The sequence below is a fragment of the Mesorhizobium sp. WSM4849 genome (genome assembly GCF_055811385.1).
The window spans coordinates 55,851-76,482 of record NZ_JBVVPW010000007.1 but is presented as its reverse complement, the minus strand read 5'-3'; the positions used below and the strand labels follow the sequence as shown (position 1 = coordinate 76,482).

At 61.6% G+C, this 20,632-nt stretch carries 20 protein-coding genes; 10 read left to right on the top strand and 10 right to left on the bottom strand.

Annotated features, from left to right (window positions below):
* Positions 1-21: 21 nt before the first annotated feature.
* Positions 22-684 carry a haloacid dehalogenase type II gene (locus tag AC0L3L_RS09475; protein ID WP_473529394.1) on the bottom strand — a complete coding sequence of 221 codons (663 nt, stop codon included), beginning with the start codon at positions 682-684 and terminating at the stop codon, positions 22-24.
* Between the two features lie 154 nt (positions 685-838).
* On the opposite strand from AC0L3L_RS09475, the gene AC0L3L_RS09470 reads away from it, so the two are divergent.
* The 4 genes from AC0L3L_RS09470 to AC0L3L_RS09455 all read left to right on the top strand — a co-directional run bounded on the left by AC0L3L_RS09470 (position 839) and on the right by AC0L3L_RS09455 (position 4,025).
* Complete coding sequence (locus tag AC0L3L_RS09470) at positions 839-1,717, top strand: branched-chain amino acid aminotransferase (protein ID WP_473637360.1); 879 nt, start codon at positions 839-841, stop codon at positions 1,715-1,717.
* Between the two features lie 105 nt (positions 1,718-1,822).
* Positions 1,823-2,419: a superoxide dismutase gene (locus AC0L3L_RS09465; protein ID WP_029354634.1), complete on the top strand. Its 597-nt coding sequence runs from the start codon at positions 1,823-1,825 to the stop codon at positions 2,417-2,419.
* A 205-nt stretch (positions 2,420-2,624) separates the two neighbouring features.
* Complete coding sequence (locus tag AC0L3L_RS09460) at positions 2,625-3,065, top strand: c-type cytochrome (protein WP_473529370.1); 441 nt, start codon at positions 2,625-2,627, stop codon at positions 3,063-3,065.
* 9 nt (positions 3,066-3,074) lie between these two features.
* Entirely contained in the window at positions 3,075-4,025 is a 951-nt protein-coding gene (locus AC0L3L_RS09455; protein WP_473529369.1) for a cytochrome c, read from the top strand.
* Between the two features lie 28 nt (positions 4,026-4,053).
* Here AC0L3L_RS09455 and AC0L3L_RS09450 read toward each other — a convergent pair whose 3' ends face one another.
* The gene (locus AC0L3L_RS09450; RefSeq protein WP_473529368.1) at positions 4,054-4,437 is read right to left on the bottom strand and encodes an SET domain-containing protein; all 384 of its coding nucleotides are present in this window, start codon (positions 4,435-4,437) and stop codon (positions 4,054-4,056) included.
* Between the two features lie 180 nt (positions 4,438-4,617).
* A complete protein-coding gene (locus AC0L3L_RS09445) occupies positions 4,618-6,750 on the bottom strand; it encodes a S9 family peptidase (protein WP_473637359.1) in 2,133 nt (710 codons plus the stop codon).
* A 118-nt stretch (positions 6,751-6,868) separates the two neighbouring features.
* Here AC0L3L_RS09445 and AC0L3L_RS09440 point away from each other — a divergent pair, with 118 nt between their 5' ends.
* Positions 6,869-7,165 (top strand): hypothetical protein, encoded by a 297-nt coding sequence (locus AC0L3L_RS09440; RefSeq protein ID WP_473637358.1) that lies wholly within the window; start codon positions 6,869-6,871, stop codon positions 7,163-7,165.
* Positions 7,166-7,766: 601 nt separating this feature from the next.
* Positions 7,767-8,192, top strand: coding sequence for a Ros/MucR family transcriptional regulator (locus tag AC0L3L_RS09435; RefSeq protein WP_023800837.1), 426 nt, complete (start codon positions 7,767-7,769; stop codon positions 8,190-8,192).
* 139 nt (positions 8,193-8,331) lie between these two features.
* Here AC0L3L_RS09435 and AC0L3L_RS09430 read toward each other — a convergent pair whose 3' ends face one another.
* A complete protein-coding gene (locus AC0L3L_RS09430) occupies positions 8,332-8,760 on the bottom strand; it encodes a SufE family protein (protein ID WP_473637472.1) in 429 nt (142 codons plus the stop codon).
* Positions 8,761-8,873: 113 nt separating this feature from the next.
* Positions 8,874-9,242, bottom strand: a complete 369-nt coding sequence (locus AC0L3L_RS09425) for a DUF5330 domain-containing protein (protein ID WP_473637357.1) — start codon at positions 9,240-9,242, stop codon at positions 8,874-8,876.
* Between the two features lie 533 nt (positions 9,243-9,775).
* Between AC0L3L_RS09425 and AC0L3L_RS09420 the strand changes: the two genes are divergently transcribed.
* From AC0L3L_RS09420 to AC0L3L_RS09410, 3 genes are all read left to right on the top strand, one after another.
* A complete protein-coding gene (locus AC0L3L_RS09420) occupies positions 9,776-11,512 on the top strand; it encodes a PAS domain-containing sensor histidine kinase (RefSeq protein WP_473637356.1) in 1,737 nt (578 codons plus the stop codon).
* Positions 11,487-12,254 carry a peptidoglycan-binding domain-containing protein gene (locus AC0L3L_RS09415; RefSeq protein ID WP_473637355.1) on the top strand — a complete coding sequence of 256 codons (768 nt, stop codon included), beginning with the start codon at positions 11,487-11,489 and terminating at the stop codon, positions 12,252-12,254. The genes AC0L3L_RS09420 and AC0L3L_RS09415 overlap by 26 nt, the downstream gene beginning before the upstream one ends.
* Before the next feature lie 79 nt (positions 12,255-12,333).
* Positions 12,334-12,681 carry a DUF1491 family protein gene (locus AC0L3L_RS09410; protein WP_123149214.1) on the top strand — a complete coding sequence of 116 codons (348 nt, stop codon included), beginning with the start codon at positions 12,334-12,336 and terminating at the stop codon, positions 12,679-12,681.
* Between the two features lie 149 nt (positions 12,682-12,830).
* On the opposite strand, the gene AC0L3L_RS09405 is transcribed toward AC0L3L_RS09410, so the two are convergent.
* The 5 genes from AC0L3L_RS09405 to AC0L3L_RS09385 all read right to left on the bottom strand — a co-directional run bounded on the left by AC0L3L_RS09405 (position 12,831) and on the right by AC0L3L_RS09385 (position 18,640).
* On the bottom strand, positions 12,831-13,850 hold the full coding sequence (locus AC0L3L_RS09405) for a hypothetical protein (RefSeq protein ID WP_473637354.1): 1,020 nt from the start codon (positions 13,848-13,850) through the stop codon (positions 12,831-12,833).
* A gap of 549 nt (positions 13,851-14,399) precedes the next feature.
* A complete protein-coding gene (locus AC0L3L_RS09400) occupies positions 14,400-14,948 on the bottom strand; it encodes a DUF1254 domain-containing protein (protein ID WP_473529361.1) in 549 nt (182 codons plus the stop codon).
* Positions 14,941-15,525, bottom strand: coding sequence for a DUF1214 domain-containing protein (locus AC0L3L_RS09395; protein ID WP_473529360.1), 585 nt, complete (start codon positions 15,523-15,525; stop codon positions 14,941-14,943). The genes AC0L3L_RS09400 and AC0L3L_RS09395 overlap by 8 nt, the downstream gene beginning before the upstream one ends.
* A 118-nt stretch (positions 15,526-15,643) precedes the next feature.
* Positions 15,644-17,803: a transglycosylase domain-containing protein gene (locus tag AC0L3L_RS09390; RefSeq protein ID WP_473637353.1), complete on the bottom strand. Its 2,160-nt coding sequence runs from the start codon at positions 17,801-17,803 to the stop codon at positions 15,644-15,646.
* A gap of 198 nt (positions 17,804-18,001) precedes the next feature.
* The gene (locus tag AC0L3L_RS09385; protein ID WP_473637352.1) at positions 18,002-18,640 is read right to left on the bottom strand and encodes a TetR/AcrR family transcriptional regulator; all 639 of its coding nucleotides are present in this window, start codon (positions 18,638-18,640) and stop codon (positions 18,002-18,004) included.
* A 184-nt stretch (positions 18,641-18,824) separates the two neighbouring features.
* Here AC0L3L_RS09385 and AC0L3L_RS09380 point away from each other — a divergent pair, with 184 nt between their 5' ends.
* Positions 18,825-20,378 carry a trimethylamine methyltransferase family protein gene (locus AC0L3L_RS09380; RefSeq protein WP_473637351.1) on the top strand — a complete coding sequence of 518 codons (1,554 nt, stop codon included), beginning with the start codon at positions 18,825-18,827 and terminating at the stop codon, positions 20,376-20,378.
* Positions 20,379-20,632: the final 254 nt, after the last annotated feature.

Genomic DNA, 20,632 nt, shown 5'->3' with positions numbered 1-20,632 from the left:
ATTCCGATTTTGGGTCATGCGTCAGCCTCCAGTCAGCAAGCCTTCGAGCGAGGGCAGGATTAGGGCCGGCGGAAAGTCATGGTATTCTTCGGGTTGGTTGGAGCGGTTGATCCAGACTGTCCGGAAACCAAATTTGGTGGCGCCGGCGACGTCCCAGCGGTTCGATGACTGAAACGACACCGCACCCGGATAGAGGCGCCAGCCTGTCGTGACCATGTCGTAGACCGACGGATCGGCCTTGAAGCGCTTGACGGCGTCGACGGAATAGATGTCGTCCAGAAACTGGTCGAGCGCGGCCGAGTTGACCGCCGCCTCCAGCATTTCAGGCGAGCCGTTCGAGAGTATCGCCAGCTTGGCGCCAGATGCTTTGAGCGCCTTGAGCACGACGGGCACCTCCGGATAGCAGTCCAGCCGCCAATAGGCGTCGAGCAGCTTGGCCCTGAGCCCCTTGTCCGCCGAGGGAACCTTGCGCAGCGCGAAATCGAGCGCCTGCTCGGTGAGTTGCCAGAAATCGGCGTAGGCGCCCATCAGCGTCCTGACCCAGGAATATTCCAGCTGCTTGGCGCGCCATATCTCCGACAGGAGCTGGCCATCCGGCCCGATCTGGTCGGCATGACGGCGCACGGCGGCATGGACATCGAACAGCGTGCCGTAAGCGTCGAAAACGTAAGCCGCGTGGTGCATGGTGACAGTTTTGCGGCGAGGCAAGGCAAGGCGCAAGCACAGATTGCAGTTCACATAGCGCTGGCCTCAACAAATCTCAGCGATGCCCGTTGACGGCAGACGCCAAAGCATCTTCCAATGGCGACACAGGACAGTCTGGAACGGAAACCAAGCGATGACACTGGCGACTGCGGCGCAATCCGCGACATGGACCTTCGTGGATGGCGACTGGTACGAAGGCAACGTCGCCATCCTGGGGCCGCGCAGCCATGCCATGTGGCTCGGCACCAGCGTGTTCGACGGTGCCCGCGGGTTCGAGGGCGTCGCCCCCGACCTCGACCGCCACGCCGCGAGGGTAAACGCTTCGGCGATCGCGCTTGGTCTCAAACCATCCATGAGCGCCGAAAAGATCGTCGGGCTGACCTGGGACGGGCTGAAGAAGTTCGACGGCAAGACGGCGGTCTACATAAGGCCGATGTACTGGGCCGAGCATGGTGGCTATATGGGCGTGCCGGCCGATCCGGCCTCGACCCGTTTCTGCCTTTGCCTCTATGAATCGCCGATGATCCCGCCGTCGGGCTTTTCGGTCAGCGTCTCGCCGTTCCGGCGTCCGACCATCGAAACCATGCCGACCAACGCCAAGGCCGGCTGCCTTTATCCCAACAACGGTCGTGCCATCCTCGAAGCCAAGATGCGCGGCTTCGACAATGCCCTGGTGCTCGACATGCTTGGCAATGTCGCCGAGACCGGAACCTCGAACATTTTCCTGGTCAAGGACGGCCATGTCCTGACGCCGGCGCCGAACGGCACATTCCTGTCCGGCATAACCCGCTCGCGGACGATGATGCTGCTTGACGAGTATGGGTTCAAGACCACCGAAAAGACGCTGTCGGTGCGCGATTTCCTCGAAGCGGACGAGATATTCTCGACCGGAAACCATTCAAAGGTCGTGCCGGTCACCCGCATCGAGGATCGCAATCTTCAGCCCGGGCCTGTAGCCAAGAAGGCGCGCGAACTCTACTGGGATTGGGCGCATTCGACTTCGGCCGGCTGACTGGCGAAAAAGCGAACCGGCGCTTCATTCCGGAGTTGCTCCATATTAATCCAGACCTATGTTAGTCCGGTATTGCACCGGATTTTTCCACGAGGAGTACGACCGATGGCTTTTGAACTGCCCGCCTTGCCCTATGACTACGAGGCTTTGCAGCCTTACATGTCGAAGGAGACGCTGGAGTATCACCACGACAAGCACCACAAGGCCTATGTCGACAACGGTAACAAGCTTGCTGCCGAAGCCGGGCTCGGCGATTTGTCGGTCGAAGAGGTTGTGAAACAGTCCTTCGGCAAGAACCCCGGGCTCTTCAACAATGCCGGCCAGCATTACAACCACATCCATTTCTGGAAGTGGATGAAGAAGGGCGGCGGCGGCAACAAGTTGCCGGGCGCGCTGCAAAAGGCGTTCGACAGTGACCTCGGCGGCTACGACAAGTTCAAGGCCGACTTCATCGCCGCCGGAACCACTCAGTTCGGTTCGGGCTGGGCCTGGGTTTCGGTCAAGGACGGTAAGCTGGCGATCTCGAAGACGCCGAACGGCGAGAACCCGCTGGTCCATGGCGCGACGCCGATCCTGGGCGTCGATGTCTGGGAGCACTCCTATTACATCGACTATCGCAACGCCCGGCCGAAATATCTCGAAGCCTTCGTCGACAGTCTTATCAACTGGGACCATGTCCTCGAGCTCTACGAAAAGGCATAGGCCTAACTGAGTTGCAGGAAAGCCCCGGCAAAACCGGGGCTTTCTTTTTGGCTCAAGGGATCGGCCGCCCCTTTTCCAGCACAGAACGATCGTCGCGAAAAATTTACACAAGCGTGAGGCGAATTACCGGAATTTTTAAGCCAATTTTGCCGTTATCGATCAGTCGGACCTTCACCCGAAACATCTTCACCATGGAGCCAATTGAATGAGAAAGCTTATCCTCGCCATCTCGATGCTCGCCTTCGCCGGTTCGGCGGCATTCGCCGATCCGATCCAGGAGCGCCAGGCCCTGATGAAGGAACGTGGAAAGATCGCCGGCCAATTGTCGAAAGTGGTCAAGGGCGAGACCCCTTATGACGCCGCGGCCGTGCTGGTGGCGTTGAAGGCGCTGCAGGCGAACGCCGAGAAATTCCATGCAAACGTCGAGACCCTTTTCCCGGCTGGCAGCGAAACCGGCGACACCACCGCTGCCCCCAAGATCTGGGAGGATATGACCGGCTTCAAGGCGGTTGAGGAAAAATATCTCGCCGACGTCAAGGCGGCGGCGGCCGCCCCTGCCGACGTCGATGCCTTGAAGGCGGGGTTCAACACCATAGGCGGCGATTGTGGCACCTGCCACCAGACATACAGGATTAAGAAGGGCTGATAGCGGGCGATGCGCCGGCTGAAAAAACTCGTCGGCGCCGCCCTCGTACTGGGCGCCGCCGGCGCTGTCGCCGGCTGGTTCCAGTCGGCGCCGGTCAGGCTCGACACTGAGACCCTGGCGCAACTCGGCCCCGGCGATGCCGCCAGGGGCAAGCGCGTTTTTTATGCCGGAGGCTGCACATCATGTCATGCGAAGCCAGGCTCACAAGGCGATGCTCGCCTTCAACTGGCAGGCGGTCTCGAACTCAAGACGCCGTTCGGCACCTTCGTGCCACCGAACATCTCGCAGGATGCCAAGGACGGTATCGGCGCCTGGTCGGTCGAAGACCTCGCCAACGCCATGCTGAAGGGGGTGTCGCCGAGCGGCGAGCACTTCTATCCGGCGTTTCCCTATGCATCCTACGCGCGCATGACGCCGGCCGACATTGCCGACCTCCATGCCTTCCTGAAAACGCTTCCAGCGGTCGCCGGCAAGGCGCCGCCCAATTCGCTGGGATTCCCGTTCAACATCCGCCGCGGCATCGGGCTGTGGAAACGTCTCTATTTGAGTGACCAGCCGGTGGTTTCCTTCCCCGATGGCACGCCGGATCCGGTGATGGCCGGCCGCTACCTGGTCGAAGGGCCGGGCCATTGCGGCGAATGCCACACGCCGCGTGATTTTGCCGGCGGCACCAGGAAGAGCGAGTGGTTGGCCGGAGCCACTGCTGCCGAAGGCAGCGGCATCGTGCCGAACATTACTTCGGGTGAAGGCGGGCTCAGTGACTGGTCGGAGGCCGACATAGCCTACTTTCTCGAAACCGGCTTCACGCCGGATTTCGATTCCGTCGGTGGCGCCATGGTCGACGTGCAGAGAAACATGGCCGAACTGACGCCCGAGGACCGGGCGGCAATATCAGCCTATCTGAAGGCCATACCGCCGCATCCCAATGGCTATCCGGCGCGCAAGCAGCCTTCGAGCTGACGCGAAAACCGGACGGGATGGCGGCGCGTCAGCGGTCGCCGAGGAAATCGAAGCCGGCTTCGAAGAAATGATTGTAGTCGCAGGTCATCTCCTCGCCGGGCGCTATGTCACGCAACGCATATGTCTCCTCGGGTGTGGCGACGTCGCAATTCGGGTCATCGGCATGGTTCATGTAGCGCGCGTCGTCGGCTTCGAAAACGATGTAGTTCGGGTCGCGCCGGTCGGGGTAGGAATAGCGATCGAGATAGGCTTTAACCGACCCGGTTTCGCGCTCATAGACCTCGACGAGGATACGCCGGTCGTAATTGGGATCGAGCTTCCAGACCAGTGTGCCGCGTGGGATGTGGTTCTTGGCAAAGACACCGATGCCCTGGATGGGCGATTTGTCGAGATAGACGTCGACGAGCAACATGGCAGACCCTTGACTTGACTGGATGATTTTGGCGGCGCGGCTGCGAAAAGCCGCGCATTGGGTAGCGCGCGGCCATCGCAATTGCGAGCGGAAAATCAGCCAGGCCATGACCCGAAATCGGAATCGATTCCCCGTTGGGGATCGTGCGCAAGATCAAGCTCCTACAGCGCCCTTTGCGCGTCAAAAAGGGTGGGCCGGCGCGGTGGTGGAAAGGTCGGCCTTGCCCGCCACCTTCAGTGCAAACGCATATGTGAAGGCGATTTCCTCGAGCCTGGAAAACCGGCCGGATGCGCCGGCATGGCCGGAGTCCATGTTGATCTTGAACAGCACCGGATTGTCGCCGGTCTTGCGGTCGCGCAGCCGCGCTACCCATTTGGCCGGCTCCCAATAGGTGACACGCGGGTCGGTGAGACCGGCAAGCGCCAGGATCGGCGGGTAGTCGAGCGCCCCGACATTGTCATAGGGCGAGTAGGCGGCGACCGTCCGGTAGTCTTCCGCCGAAGCGATCGGGTTGCCCCATTCAGGCCATTCCGGCGGCGTCAGCGGCAAGGTCGCGTCGAGCATGGTGGTCAGCACGTCGACGAACGGAACCTCGGCGACGATGCCGCCGAAGCATTCCGGCGCTATGTTGGCGATCGCGCCCATCAGCATGCCGCCGGCCGAGCCGCCCTGTGCGACAATGCGGTCATGAGCCGTGTAGCGCTCGGCGACGAGGTGGTGTGCGACCGCGATGAAATCGGTGAACGTGTTCATCTTGTGCGCCCGCTTGCCGTCATCGTACCAGCCATAGCCCTTGTCCTTGCCGCCGCGGACATGGGCAATCGCGTAGACGAATCCGCGGTCGACCAGCGAAAACAAATTGGTGTTGAAGGCGGCCGGGACCGTGATGCCGTAGGAGCCGTAGCCGTAAAGCAGGCAAGGCGCTGATCCGTCGAGCGGCGTGTCGCGATGGTGGATGAGCGAGATAGGCACCAGTTCGCCGTCGGCTGCGGGCGCCATCAGCCGCCGCGTTGCGTAATGCTCCGGGTCGTGACCGGACGGAACTTCCTGGATCTTCAGCAGCACGCGCTCGCGGGTGCGCATGTTGTAATCGAAGACCTGCGCCGGCGTTGTCATGGACGAGTAGGAAAAGCGCATGATCTCGGTGTCGTATTCATAGGATCCCGACAGGCCGAGCGAGAAGGCTTCCTCGTCGAAGGAGATGAGGTGTTCCTCGCCGCTCTTGCGGTCACGCACGACGATGCGCGGCAGGCCTTCCTTGCGTTCAAGCCTGACCATATGGTCCTTGAAGCCGATCACCGAAAGGATCAGCCGGCCGGCTTCGTGCGGCACCAACTCCTGCCAGTTGGCGCGCACTGGGTCGCTCGCCGGCGCCGTCATGATCTTGAAATCCTTGGCGCCGTCGGCGTTGGTGAGAATGAAGAAGATATCGCCGCCTTCTTCGAGATCGTATTGCAGGCCGGTCTCGCGCGGCGAAACCAGCTTCGGTTCGGCGAATGGCTCGCTGGCGCTCATGATGCGGTATTCCGAGGTCTCGTGGTCGTTGATGCCGACCATGATCCATTCGTTGGAGCGCGTGCCGCCGACATTCATGAAGAAGCCCGGATCGGTTTCTTCGTAGATCAGCCGGTCGTTCTCAGGACTGTCGCCAAGGGCATGGAACAGCACCTTGGAAGGACGGTGGTTGGGATCGAGGCGGGTGTAGAAAAATCCGTCATTTCCGGCATCCCACACGCCGCCGCCGCCCGTGTCCGGGATCCTGTCCGGCAACTCCTTGCCGCTGGCAACATCGCGCACACGAAGCGTGAAGAACTCGGAGCCCTTGTCGTCGAATGCCCACAGGAGCTTGCCGTGATCGGCCGAATGGTCGACGCCACCGAGGCGGAAATAGGCCTTGCCCTCGGCCTCGATGTCGCCGTCGAGCAGGATCTGCTGGTCGCCGCCATCGCGCGGCGTGCGGAAATAACGCGGCTGCTCGCCGCCAAGCTTGAAGGATGACCCATAGGCGTACGGCCCATCCTTCATCGGCACGGAAGAATCGTCTTCCTTGATGCGGCCCTTCATCTCCTTGAAAAGCTGCTTCCGCAACTGGGCGGTGTCGGCCATCAACGCCGCCTGATAGGCGTTCTCGGCTTCGAGATGGGCGCGGATCTGGCCGTCGAGCAGCGACGGATCCCTGAACATCTCTTGCCAGTTGTCGGCTCTCAGCCAGGCATAGTCGTCCGTCCGGGATACTCCATGATGCAGATCGAAGACCGGTCGCTTCTCGGGTTGTGGCGGGCTGACAGTTGGAAATGCTGGGGTTTGGGTCATTGCGTCTCGCTGTGGAAGTTACTTGAATGGAGAATGAACACGCCGATCAGCGCGGGTTCAAGAGCCGGAATGTATGTTTGCGTCGGGCTCCAGAAGATGAGCCGGAGGAGAGGGAAAAATGAAATTCCGTTTTCACGTTGCTGCGGCTTTCGCCGTCGCTTCGACAGTTTTGGCCTTTACCGGCCAATCTCATGCAACCGCGTTCGCAGCTTGGCAAGTCACCAACGTTCCGTTTGGCGACACGCTCAACGTGCGCAAATATCCGGCGGGGTCATCCCAGAAGCAGGCCGCCTATCCCAACGGTGCCGTTTTGCAGATGACCGGGAAATGCACAGGCGGCATAAACCTGCTCGACATCGCCAAGCAGCCGCACTACAGCGCCGCGCGTCCTCTGGACGCGCAAAGGACGCTGTAGCACCTTTGAATCTGCGCATGACCCCGAAAATCGATTCCGATTTTCGGGGTCATGCGCTTGGAAGCAGGAACAGAAGATCCGCTATCGCTGGTGCGAAGTCTGGCATGATCCGGCACAGAACGGCAATTTCGTAACCGGCTGGGTCTACGGAAAATACATCACCCCACATTGATAGATCGCTGCCGGTGCGCGGTGCTGATTTCCGGCTAGCTTGCAAAAAGCAAATCGCAACCTATGGTTTTGTGGACTCTGAAAACAACCAGCTAGCCTGCGCCACAACCAAGCATAGCCAAGCATTGAGATTTTTTTTACTGGCTCCCATGGATGTAACGGCAGCTCGACCGGGCGTCCGCCGCTGCTGGTCTGCCCAGAAAATATCGCAAAGTTACAGAGTGCACGAAAGGTTGAAGCTGATCGTCGAATATTTTATTGCCATCGATGAATACAGCGCAAGAAGCGAATTGACTTACTTGGTTTAGTGGCTCATTAGGATGCTGCGACGCGAATCGCAGAGGCTCTTTCCTGCAAAAATTTCGCGCGATGCCCGACCTGTCAAAAATAGGGCGCAGATAGAAACAACTCACGTTGGGGCCAGGAAGCCATGGATATTATCGAAACACCTTCCAGAAATAGTGATGCGCTGATCGAATTGACGGCCGACGTCGTAGCCGCCTATGTCAGCAACAATCCGGTGCCGGTCGGCGAGCTGCCGAGCCTCATCGCCGATGTCCATGCCGCCCTCGGGCGCGTGGGCGGGGCCAGTGAACAGCCTCCTGCCGACAAGCAGAAGCCGGCAGTAAACCCGAAACGCTCCGTCCATGACGACTACATCGTCTGTCTTGAAGACGGCAAGAAGTTCAAGTCGCTGAAGCGTCACTTGATGACCCACTACGGTCTGACGCCGGACGAGTATCGTGAAAAATGGGGCCTGGACGCAAGCTACCCGATGGTTGCTCCCAACTATGCTGCCGCCCGCTCCCAGCTCGCCAAGAAGATGGGTCTCGGCCGCAAGCGCAAGGGACGCTGATATCGGCGCTTCCCAACGTGGGTTGAACGATCAACGGCGCCTCCGGGCGCCGTTTTGGTTTCGGAGCATTGCTGGAGCAGCCGATATGCGTTGCCTCATGTGCGGGCTCTCCGTCATGCGGGGCAATCGCGCGGCCTAATCAGGCGGTCTGCCTCAACGCCGCCTCGGCGTCGCGTTTGATGCGCTTGACCATGGAACGAAGACCATTGGCGCGTTGCGGCGACAGGTGCTCGTCGAGGCCAAGTGCCTTCAGCGTGGCTTCCGCGTCGGTTTTCTGGATCTCGCTGGCGGGTCGTCTGGAAAACAGCGCCAGCATGATAGCGACAAGGCCGCGCACGATATGGGCGTCCGAATCGCCGGCGAAGGTGACGACTGGGTCGGGACCCGATCCATATTCGGTCGTCAGCCAAACCTGGCTGACGCAGCCGGGCACCTTGTTGGCAGGGTTGCGTTCCTCATCGGGAAACGGCGGCAGGGCCTCGCCCAGTTCGATCACATAGCGATAGCGGTCTTCCCACTCGTCAAGCAGGGAGAAGTCGTCGCGGATCGTTTGGATCGTCGTGGTCATCACCCCGGATATAGTCATCCGGCGACGCCGCGTCACGGAAAAAGAGGAAAAACACCATAGGCGTCGACGGGCGGACGGCCTGTGGTGCGGTGATAGATGCACTGAAAAATATCTCAGTTTTTCGCCGGCAGATCGATTTTCGCCGGCAAGTCGATTTTCGCGGGCAAGACGATGCCTTTGGGCAAGCTGCCGGTCATTGTCGCCGTGTCTGGTTCGCCCGTCTTGTCGTCCAACATGGCGGCCGCAAACTTGGCGGTCTCCTTGGCCCGGGCGGTGATCGTGTGCATTGCGGACTTGCCGGTCTCGCAGACATCGGGCTTGCGCTCGCATATGCCAGCAATGTCGCCGACGGCTTCGCGTGCCGCAAACAACGCCTGGATCGGCCCGACGCTTTGGTGGCCTGTCTCGTCGGAGCCGACATTCAGCGGCAGTGCCAGAAGCACCAGCGAAAACCAGAAAGCCATTCTGATCAGAAAGCCCATCTGTATGCCCTCATCTGTGACCGGATCATGCATTCGTGCGGCATGACCTCTTTATGGGTACGATAGTGGCATAGCCGCGCAAAGGACGGCTTGCCCGGTCAGCGAAAATTTTCCTCAAATTTTAGGCAAATTCGAAACGAAGCATTTTGCGATGGATTTGTCTCAAATCCAGCCGATTTTCTTCACTTGAGGTTAACCATCCATCTAATTGTTTTCCGTAGTTATTTCCCCGAAACGCGGCGTGCCAGTGGCGCCTGTCGGAGGCGAAAGGGCGGTTCGCCCGGATAACGCTCCATTTACTATGGCTGCAAATGCCAAGGTTTTGCCGCGCCGGCCTTCCAATATTTGTCTCAGGCCGGGCATTGATCGGTCCTGCCTTATCCATTCCTTAAACGCTGGATGCGAGTTTCAGATCAACAAAAGCAATCTGCGAAGCAGGGCTGTTCACGACCAGGTGCGAGTGCGTTGAGTTGACTTCGATAAGGGCCAGATACGTTGAGTTGCCCGGCGCGATGGCAGCCGGTTGCGAACGTATGGTTCATCCGTCGATCCTCGGACAGAACGACCGTCGGTGCCAGCGCCGGTTTATCGGTGTCATGCTGGCCGCTCCGTTCTTTGCGGCAGGCGCAGCAGTCACGCTGGTCACCTCAGGCATGGGCGCGGCCGTGACCATGGCTGCGATCTTTGCGACTTTCGGCCTCTGCTGGTTTGCCGCCTTGCTGGTGGCGGCATCGGGCAAGATGGCGTTTGCCGGCCAGGTCGCCCTGGTGATGGGCAGTCTTGCTCTTGCCGGTGTCATTGCCGCGGCAGACGGTCTGGCCTCGCCGGTCGCCATGCTTGTCGTGGCGCTGCCGTTCGAAGCCTGGTGGATCGGGGCGTCTCGTCGCGCCGCACTCTGGGGCGCCATAGCTGCATTTGTCGCTATCCTGCTGCAGGCTTTTGCCGGTTCAGTTTTCCCGTTCAGCCCGGCGGAAATCACCGCTTGGCATTGGCTGCTGCCGCTGGGTTGGACGCTCACCGTCGTTCCGCGCGTCGCGAGACTTGGCAATCCGGCCGGCGCGCGGCTTGATCCGGCGACCGACGATCGGCTCGAAAACATCATTGACGCCGTTGTCCTGCGGGCCGGCAGGCATGGCGAGGTTCTGGATGCGTCGGCAAAGGCGCGCACGATCCTGAAGCTGCAGCCGGAACTGCTGTCCGGTAGCGGCCTGTTCGACCGCATCCATCTGTCCGATCGCGTCGCATACCTCAGCGCGCTGGCCGATATGCGCGATGGCGCGTCGGCGCGTCGGCTCGATCTTCGCGTCCGACTGCCGCAAAACGGCAACGGCCCAATGGCGGACAATTACCGGCCGTTTTCCCTTGAGCTGATGCGGGCGGAGCAGGAGGATGTCTTCGCGCTCGTCCTGCGCGAGAACGACGAACTCGCCGGCTTGCGCGAAGAGCTTGCCGCTGCGAAAGAGGCGGCCGCGTCTGCCGAAGTGGCGAAGGGACGGTTTCTGGCGGTCGTCAGCCACGAGCTTCGCACGCCGTTGAACGCCATCATCGGTTTTTCCGACATGCTGCTGCATGAGATGTTCGGCACCTTCAAGGATCCGCGCCAGAAGGAATATGTCGGCCTGGTCAAGGAGTCCGGCCAGCATTTGCTTGCCGTCGTCACCTCGATACTCGACGTGTCGAGGATCGAAGCCGGCGCCTATGCAACCGAGCCGGAACCGTTCCGTTTCGTGGAAGCGGTCGAAATGTGCCAGTCGATGATGCGCTTGCAGGCCGAGGCAAAGAACATCGATCTGCAGGCTCAGATCGCACCGGATGCCGGCGAGATAAACGCCGATCGTCGTGCCGTGCAGCAGATACTCATCAACCTAGTCTCCAATGCCATCAAGTTCACGCCCGATGGCGGCGATGTCGTGGTCGGCGCCAAGCGGATCGGCTCGCGACTGCATTTCTGGGTCAGGGACACCGGCATCGGCATCGCCGAGGAAGACTTTGCCAATCTCGGCAAGCCGTTCATGCAGATCCAGAACGACTATAAGCGCCGCTTCGAGGGAACCGGGCTCGGCCTGTCACTGGTGAAGGGCCTGGTGGCGCTGCACGAGGGCACGATGTCGATCGAAAGCATGCCGGGCGAGGGCACCACGGTCACGATCAGCTTGCCGGTGAACGGACCGAAGGGACGTTCGACGGACAAGCCCCGCGTGCTGCCAATGCCTGCGGCGAAGGCGGAGACGAAAGGGGACAGGCATGGCTCGCTCCGCAAAACAGCCTAAGACGGTCAAGCGCCGCGGCGATGCCTTCCAGGGTGGCGCGGTCGCGGTCGGCAGCCTGATCTCGCGCAATCCGGTTCTGGTCGGCGGTTCGACCGCCTTCCTGGTGACGCTGTTCTACGTCTCGGCGAACGCCCTCTGGTATCAGCCTTTTCCTCATGCCGGCGCGTTTTTCGCGACCAGGAGCATAGAGACCTTTCCTCAAGCAGGCGCCGACGAGCCCGAAACCACCATCAATATCGTGCGGCCGGGCCTGGGCCTGATCAAGAGCGATCCGGTCGTCGAGCAGATCCAGGGCATATTGAAAGACCTGGATTTCTATTCCGGCACGGTCGACGGCATTTCTGGCCCCAACACGCGTAAGGCCATACAAGCCTATCAGCAGAAGGTCGGGCTCAACGCTTCCGGTGAGATCGACAGCGTTCTGCTCGATCAACTGGGCGCCACGCCAACCGCCTCGACGGTCGTGCCGCATCCGGCACCTCGTCCGGACGACCTGGCCGCGATTCCCGTCTCCGCTTCGGCGCCGGCAGATGTGCCGGCGCAGGCACCCGACGCCCGTATCATCAAGATCCAGGCTGGGTTGAAGGCATTCGGCAATGACGATATGCAACTCGACGGCGTGGTCGGGGCCCGCACCAAGGCAGCGATCAGGGAGTTCCAGTCGCTGTTCGCGCTGCCTGAGACCGGCGAGCCCGACGAGGTCGTCTACGTCAAGATGCGCGAGATCGGCCTGACCAACTGATGGGCGGAGGCGCGCGGTTTTGGTTTCACCCAAACGCAAAGCGCTCTAAGTACCGTCCGATGTCGTCCAGAATGCTGCTATGCGCATAACCACCGATCTGTGGGTATCGGCCCTGTTGCGCCGGGTTTTCGGCGCCGGCGGCTTTGCCGCCGTGGTCAAGCGCGGCGCAACCGAGGCCGGCGCCGTCTTCGTGCTGGCGCGAGGCCGCATGGGCGAGATTGCCTTGTTTGGACCGGCGCCGCAGACGAGCTACGATTCAGCCAAACCCGACGATCGATTCTTCAGTTTGCTCGGCGCCGGCGAGGATGCCGCCGTTTTTGACGCACAACTGGAAAGGGAGAAGAAATTCGATCCCGACATCTGGGTCGTCGAGATCGAGGCCGGCGCTGTTCCCGTCGAGGAACTTATTTCCGTCAAGTCGCTCTAACGATATGCATGAAAACAAAGGCTTAAAGCGTTCGCTTGAATCTCTTTCAGACCCGACGCGCCTTAATGCATGTCGCGCAAAAGTGTGCAGCGGTTTTGCGGTAACGACGTGCATAAAACAACAACCTGAAGCGCGTCGCATGAGGCCGGTCAAACGCGACGCGCTTTAGGGCTGGCGGCAGCATTGTCGCTGTCCGCTTTGCGGATGTCGGCGCTTGCCGCAACCGGTCCGGCATTGCGAACGGCCTTCGACAGTGTCTCGGCCTTCCAGCCGCGTAGCCTGTCCTGCGCTGCGTCGCGATGCAGCAGTCGGTAGCGGTCGAGGAAGATGCGAATAGCCTGCGGGTGCGGAAACTCTGTGGGATAGACGGCGACGGTGATCAGGAACGCCCTCTCTTCGCCGAGATCAAGCGCGCGCAGGGCGGCTAACAGCGACGTGTAGTTCTGGTTTGCGGTGAGCGACCGCGCCGTTGAAAAATCGATTTCGAGCGCGTCGGCCAGTGCTGTCTGGAAGAATGCGACATTGCCGGTCAGCGCCGTCTCGCGCAGTTTGACATAGGTTTCAGCGCCGGCCAACGGATTGACGGTCGCGCCGCCGCTCTCATCATCGGCACGCATCATCGACCGCAGCCGGCGCCGTGCATTCTCGGCGGCGGCGCCGGGCACATGCTGGCTGTCGGGGCTGGGCGCGATGACTTCGGCGCTTTTAGGCGCCGTCTTGGCGACCGCCTCCTGCTGCCGCACGCTCACCAGCGTCGGCTTTTCAAGTGCCCTGATCAACTGGGCGATGGTCGGGTTCAGATCCTTGCGGCGCGCGATGGCGCGCGCATGCGGCAGGCCGTGCCGTCCGATCAGCGCGACGAGGTCGATATCACTCAGCGCGCGCGAGCGGATGAGCAACGGCGCGGCAACGTCGACCGGCTCCCCGCAAAGCCGCCGGACCAGCGCAGTGGGTGCGTATTCGCATTCGGAAAGGGCGGCGGCGACATAGCGGCGCGATTCGACCGACACATTGGCGAAAAGCGGAAGCGTCAGATCCTCAAGTTGTGCGATCTCCCGGCGCGAAGGGCGGGTGAGCGAACAGAACGCCGACACCGCCGCGCGGAACAGCCTTTCGGCCTTTCCCGATTCAGCCCGTATAGCGATTTGCCTGAAATCCGAAGCTGACACGAAGGATACGCCTGACACTCGACACGATCTGGACCATGCTCGACCGGGACTGTGTCGGTTTCGCATTTGCCTCGGGTCAGGACTTCCTGACCTCAGAACGAAGATCAAATTAGCGGCGATCCGTTAGCGTTCCGTTAACCTACTGCCGTCCTTAATCAGATTGGAGGCGTTGCGTTGTGCTCCGGGGCAACCGAGAGGAATGCACGAACCATGGGCATGGTACTGTCTTTCGTGCCGCGAACGGCGGCAACCAATCGAGCAGAACGAAACACCGGAACGCCGGCGGCGGTGATCATTTTCCCAGGCGTCCGCTACGAGCCACGGCAGCTGACGGGCGAGACGCGGCCAGGCGCGGGTCCAGATAAGCCGGGCTCGTCAAGGACGATGCCGGGCTCGTCAACGACGATGCCGGGATCGTCGGGGACGCTGCCTGTTCCGCATCATTAGAGCGCCGCGCGCCCTGTTGGGCGCGCAAAGGACGCTCTAACACTGTAAATGAGCGCCGCGCACCCTGTTGGGCCGGAAACCGGCGGCATATTTCGGTTGACGTCAGTAAGCCTGCAGTTCGCAGGAACTCTGCTCGAGAAACCGCGACACGACCGGCTTCCAGCTGTCGTCGGGCACAAACGAGCGGATGACGAACATGCCTTCGTCGACGGGCACCTCGACGAAGATTGCCCCTTGCAATTCCTCCGGGAGCTCCTTGCGGATCTCGATCATCTGCGCCGGCGTCAGTACGATACTGTCCAGCACCCTTCCGGTCGCACTATGGTCGTTGAAGGAGTAGATGTTATGGCCGCTGCGGTCATAGACCGATACGGACCAGAACGGGACGTTTCCTGGTGCCTTCACCCGAACCATCCCTTCTGACAGATCGAACCGGCAAGCAGCCGCATTAAACAGCGGATCGACGGATTTTACCACCGGCATACCGCCGGCCTCGGCGTCCAGCCTGGTCATCCTATAGAGGTCCGAGGCCATGGCCAGCCGCGACCACGCATCACGTTCGGAAAATTCCGGGACGAGCAGCAGCACGACGATGTGCACGATGCCGGCGCCCAGCAGGCCGAGCAGGATCGCGTGCAGCAGCCTACGCATTGCAGCCGACCTTCAGGATCTGCGGCAGCGTGATGTCCGAAAGACCCGTGCTGCTGGCGATCGGCGTGTCGTAGAATGTCAGCACGAAATACATCCGGCCGAAACCGTCGGAAAGCAGCCAGTTGCCGGGTGCGGGGCGGTTGCTGACGGAAATCACTACCGAATTGTCGGGCTGGCGCAGCACCTGGTATGATTGAAGTGCCGCAAGCCTTGGCTTGCCGGTCTCGACCACCCCGAGCGATTGATCGGCGGCATAGAGGGTCCAGAACCGGGCCGCGGGAAATCCGCCTTCGATTTCATAGGCGCATTGGCGTTTCAATTGTTCGCCACCGGAATCGCGTTCGGCGATAAAGGACAGGCCTTCTGCCTGCCCGAGTGCAAGGATACCCTCGCGCGCCACGCGGGCTTTCGAATAAGGATCCGCCGCCCTCGTGCCGATATCGGGAAACGCTGTCCATGGGTCGATCCTGATCGCGCCGATGCCATCCTGCGTCTTGAGAGCGTACCAGACGCTGCCGCCGCCGCCGCCGATGGCTATGGCAAGCGCGAGGAGCGTCAGGAATGCGTTCTTGAGCATGAAGAGCCGCGGGAAAAAAGAGGAGTGCCGCCCGGGGATATCGCGGGGCAGGGGGCGATGGCAAGCGGACCTCTGTGGAATTGCCGGCGCGAGCATGGCCTGGCCCGTCGTGCCGGCGTCAAAGCGCCGACAGGGTCTCCGGCGTCGCAGGCGCCCGTAGGACGGGCGCTGACTGGAACAGTCTTGTGATGTCCCTGAGCGCCCGCGTTGTTTGGCTGGACAGCACCGGCGGGCGCTCGGCGGTAGCGTCGGCCGCTGCCTGCTCGGCATTCTTCGTTTCCGCTTCCTCGGCCTTGGCGGCGATTTCTTCGTCTACGAAGGGATGATCGAGACCGGGGATCGGCCTGAGGTCGATATTCTGGTGCGCATAGACCATCAGCCTCTGCCAAACCATCGCCGGCAGCGAGCCGCCGGTCATGTTGTTGGTCGGGGTGAAGTCGTCATTGCCGAGCCACACGGCAGCCGTGTAGTTGCCGGTGAAGCCGACATACCAGGCGTCGCGATAAGACTGCGTGGTGCCGGTCTTGCCGGCCGAAACGATATTGGGAAGAGCAGCGCGCCGCGCCGTACCCATCACCGGCACCGCCGCCAGCATGGTGTTCATAGACTTCAGCGCCTGTTCCGAGAGCACACGGTGCGGCGGCGGCGCATCTTTGGCGAAATCGTAAACCACCTCGCCGGTACGGGTGACGAGTTGGGTGATGCCATGCCGGGAGCCGACGAAGCCGTTCTGGGCAAACACGCTATAGCCTGTCGCCTGGTCCATCACGGTCATGCCCGATGTGCCGAGCACCATCGTCTTGTGCGATTCGAGCGGCGATTCGACGCCCATGGCTTCCGCCATCGCCTTGATCGGCTTGATGCCGAGATGATTCTTGGCCAGCCGCACCGGCACGGTGTTGACCGATTTGGCCATCGCCGTGATCAGCGTGACCTTGCCGGCGCGTCCGTCATTGTAATTGTGCGGCGACCAGGCACCCCAGGAGATCGGCCCGCCGGAAACGACGGAGTCCGGCGTGAAGCCGTGCTCCATCGCCGTTGCGTATACGTAGGGTTTAAACGATGAGCCGCTCTGGCGTAGCGCCTTGGTGGCGCGGTTGAACTGGCTGGCACCGTAGTCGCGGCCGCCGACGATCGCCCTGACTGCACCATTGGTTTCGATGACCACCATGGCGCCTTCGGTGACGTTGTATTCCTTGCCGAACTGGCGGAGATGGAATTCCATAGATTCTTCCGCCGCCTTCTGGATGTTGGCGTCGAAAGTGGTGTGAGCGACCAGCGAATGCTGGCCGGACTTCGCGGCGATCTTCTTGACCTCTTCGAATGCCCAGTCGAGGTAGTAATCCGGGCTCTTCTGCTCGCCGCGGTCGACGATTTCAGCCGGATTCAGCCGCGCCTGCAGCACCTGACCCTCGCTCATGAAGCCGCCTTCGACGAGATTCGACAGCACCACATTGGCCCGCGCCCTGGCAGCAGGCAGGTTGATGTGCGGCGCGTATTTGGTCGGTGCCTTGAACAGGCCGGCCAGCATCGCCGCTTCGGCGAGGTTCACATCCTTGACGCTTTTGCCGAAATAGAAATCGGCGGCCGCTTCGATGCCGAACGTGCCGCCGCCCATATAGACGCGGTCGAGATAGAGCTGCAGGATTTCCTTCTTCGACAGATTGGCCTCGAGCCACAGCGCCAGGAAGGCTTCCTTGACCTTCCGCTCCAGCGTCCGTTCATTGGTCAGGAACAGGTTCTTGGCCAGCTGCTGGGTGATGCTCGAGCCGCCCTGCACCACGGAATTCGCCCGCACATTCGCGAAGATCGCGCGCGAAAGGCCGAGCGCATCGATGCCGTAGTGATCGAAGAAACGCCGATCCTCGGTGGCCAGCACCGCCTTGATGACCTGGTCGGGCATCTCGTCGACCGGCACCGAATCGCGCTGGATGATGCCGCGCTGGCCGATTTCATTGCCGTAGCGGTCGAGGAAGGTGATGGCGAAATCGCCTTGGGCACGCCAGTCGCCGGCGGTTTCCTGGAAGGCCGGCAAGGCAAGCGCCAGCATGACGACGATGCCGCCGGCGCCGAGGGTGAAACCTTCGCTCAACAGTTCGATGATGCCGCGGCGCCAGCCGGAGACGCGGAAGCGCCGGAAAAAAATCGTGGCCGCTTCCCAGAACCGGCGCGTCTTGAAGCCGATCTCGTAGAGCGAGGAATCGAACCACGCATCCGCTGCCAGCAGTCTTGCGGCAATCGGACCTCTTCTCCTGCGTGGTTTCAAAGGACTGGCCATTCCAGGATCCGGCTGCGGCTACGCCTCTCACTGAGAAACTGCATGCGGGCAATTTCAGGGCGGCGCGCCAGCCAAGACTATTCGTCCATTTTGGCCCCGCTCACAAGGGCGAGGGGGACTTTTGCGGCACGGATTGTCGATGCGAGGGGTAGGGACCTGCAACCTCCACCGCCTTGGCACCTCGCATCCGCTTTCAAATTACCGCGCCGCGATAAAGCGCATGAAATGTGCCACCTCGGCGTCGCTTGGCTCCTGGCCGGTGAAACTGCGCAGATAGGCGGCGAGATGACTGACTCTCGCCTCGACCGGTTCCTTGAGGTCGAGCACATAATAACCGATCTGCATGTAATAAAGGACACGGGCGCGGATGAATGCATCCTCTTCGTCGTAGCCATGCCGGCGATACATGTCGCGGATCGCGCCTAGCCGGTCCCTGTCGGCTTGGTCGATGGCCCGGCGCACGTCGTCGGAACGACGCGCCCATTCCCGGATGGCGAAGTCGAGCCTGGGATCGAACAGGCGCTCGTCCGCCCAGCATTCGAACACGTTCATGACGCCCATGATGATGCTTTCGGCTGGCCGCTGCGCGCGTTCGACGATCGCCCTGGTGTTGGTGTTCCGCCAATGGGCAAGCAACTGGTCGAGCAGATCCTGACGGCTATCGAAATACCAGTAAAAGCTTGAGCGCGAAACGCCGAGCTTCTGGCCGAGCGGCAGCACGCGCACGCTTTCGATGCCGTCTGAAATCAATGTCTGGAGTGCAAGATTGATCCAGTCCCAGCGCGTCACCTTGATGTTGCCGGGCGCCGGCTCGTGCTGCGGAGCAATCATGATCATGGCCGCACAATAGGCATGAGGGGGAACTGCATACAACCGTACTAGACACATATGTACAGTGCAAGTACCCTGCCCGCCTCAACGAACTGGGCCGAGCGGCCGGCGCGCATCATCGCGGCTTCTCCCTACGATCCCCAGGGCAGGGCAATACGGCAGGGCAATACGGCAATGAGGAGTATCCGCCATGATCGATGACGCCGCACGTGATCTCAGGCGCGAACGCAGGCGGCGCGGACGAACCGGCGAGGCCGGCAGCGAGACCCGCCGCCGGCCGGACTATCGTTCGCTGAAGAACCCGTTCCTGCCGCAGCCGATCTTTTCGGCCGACCATGTCGCCGCGATACATGACACGGCGCTGCGCGTGCTCGAGGAACTGGGCGTCAAGGTGCTGCTGCCGGAGGCGCGCACCATGCTTGCTCGTGCCGGTGCGCTGGTCGACGAAGACAGTCAAATGGTGCGCATCGGCCGCGACATTGTCGACGCGGCGCTGGTCTCTGCGCCGAAATCGATCCGGGCGCACGCTGGTGACCGTGCCCGCGACCTGACGCTCGAGCTTGGCTCGATGACGTTCCTGGCGGGATCCGGGGCGCCGAACGTCGCCGATCTAGAGCGCGGCCGGCGGCCGGGAACGCTTGCCGCTTTCGAGGATCTCATCCGCCTGGTGCAGCATTTCGACGTGCTGCACATGCTGGGACCTTGCATTGAGCCGCAGGATATCGACAACCGTTTCCGCCATTATGCCGTCAACCGGGCTCAACTGACGCTCTCCGACAAGTTACCGTTCGTCTTCGCGCGCGGCACGCCGCAGGTCGAGGACGGCTTCGAGATGCTGCGGCTGGCGCGCGGCCTGTCCGAGGCCGAATTCCGTTCGGGCGCTCATTGCTACACCGTCATCAACACCAATTCGCCGCGTCAGCTCGACACTCCGATGGCGCAAGGCATCGTCGACTTTGCCAAGGCGGGGCAGGTGTTGATCATCACGCCCTTTTGCCTGGCCGGCGCCATGGCGCCGATCACGGTGGCCGGCGCACTGACGCTGCAGCACGCCGAAGCGCTGGCCGGGCTGACGCTGGCCCAGAATGTGCGACCGGGCGCGCCGGTCGTCTATGGTTCGTTCTCCTCCAATGTCGACATGAAGTCGGGGGCGCCGGCGTTCGGCACGCCGGAGCACGTCAAGGCCACGCTCGGCGCCGGTCAGCTTGCGCGCCTCACCGGCCTTCCCTGGCGGTCCGGCGGCGGCAGCGCCGCCAACATATCGGATGCGCAGGCTGCCCATGAAACGCAGTTCGCTCTGTGGGGCTCGGTGCTTGCGGGTGCAACGGTCTGCATCCATGCCGCGGGCTGGCTCGAAGGCGGCTTGAGCGTTTCGTTCGAGAAGCTGATCACCGATATCGAGGCACTGCAGACGGTCGCCGAACTCTGCGCGGCGACGCCCGGAGACGAGGCCGCGATCGGCTTCGAGGCTATCGCCGAAGTGCAGCCGGGCGGGCATTTCTTTTCGGCCGGGCACACAATGGCGCGCTACCGCACCGCTTTCTACGAGCCGCTGGTCGCCGATTGGTCGAATTTCGGCAACTGGACGCAGGCCGGGTCAAGAACCGCCACGGAGCGCGCCACCGGCATCTGGAAACGGCTGCTGGCCGATTTTCGGCCGCCGGCTTCCGCCGCTGCCACATCAGGTGTTCTTGACGAATTCATAGCGCGGCGCACGGAAGAGGGCGGCGCAGGTATGTGGTGAGCGGCAATCTGGGCGCGTTGCTTGGCGACGTGGCAATCGCTTGTTGAGAACCAGGGCCTGTCGGACGAGGAGGCGGTGGAGGCCATGATCGTCCTCGTCCGCAGCGTGAGCTCGAGTTTGCTGGACCGCCGAAGCAAGAAACCGTCAGCCTGAAGCCAGCGGGGCCGGCGCGGGCCGTTTCCCGATCTAGCGCTGATTGGAGCGGGGTATATGAGCAGTCGGTACGGCATTTGGGGTCGGTGCGAATGCAATTT